The sequence below is a fragment of the Neisseria sp. P0021.S007 genome, from assembly GCF_051956855.1.
In genome coordinates this window covers 1-799 of sequence record NZ_JBQCXA010000343.1, presented here as the reverse complement: position 1 = coordinate 799, position 799 = coordinate 1, and the positions used below count along the sequence as shown (strand labels likewise).

At 46.4% G+C, this 799-nt stretch carries 1 protein-coding gene; it reads right to left on the bottom strand.

The window, feature by feature from the left end; genetic code table 11:
- Positions 1-158: 158 nt before the first annotated feature.
- Positions 159-799: transferrin-binding protein-like solute binding protein (locus ACTHUR_RS13230; RefSeq protein WP_440398982.1), on the bottom strand; the 641-nt coding region annotated here is incomplete at its 5' end.

Genomic DNA, 799 nt, shown 5'->3' with positions numbered 1-799 from the left:
GGGTATGGCTGTTTTCAGACGACCCCTCCCCTACTTTGAAAACGTCTTGCATCCCCTTTTCCCAAACTTACTCTAAAAGTCTAAGGTCATCTAAAAATCCTACCCACTCAAAAACAAACCGCCCTTTCAGGCGGTTTGTTTTCAGCTTAAACAGACGGTTATTGTTTTTTACCGCCGAATACACCAAAGGCATTGTCACTCAAAGAACCGTTGTTGCCTGGTGTCTTATTGTAACTGTAACGCCCCGCCATTTCGGCTGCTTTGTCGCCATAGAATCCGCCGGATATAGAACCCTCGACACCGGAATTCCACTTGCCGTTAAAGCTGCTGCCTGAAATACCTGCGGTAAAGGCTTTTTCACCCATATATCGGTTATCGCCACTATTGATTTTACCTGCGATGGTTTTTGCATCAAAATCAACATCGGCGGTAAATGAACCGGTGGTACGATAGGTGTTGCCGGCACCCACCCAGTTTTCCTTATCATCTAAGTTGCGGGCACGGAAATTCAACACATCGCCGGCATATTTGGCAGTACCGGACGGCAGAGAAGCACTCATTTCACCCTGAACAAACAAGGAGTAAGCATTATCGGCAAGTTTTGCCGCACCGAAGACAACATTGCTCAAATTGCCTGAAGCAACAAACGACTTATAGTCTGAGCCCAATTCAGTTTGATGGAGCTTGTTGGTAACAGGTGCCAAAGCGATTGCCGTACCGTTGATAATGACTTTGGTCAAGTCCGCGATATTCGATAAGAAGTATTGCTCGCCTGTTTCGCCTTTTTTCAATTCGGCTG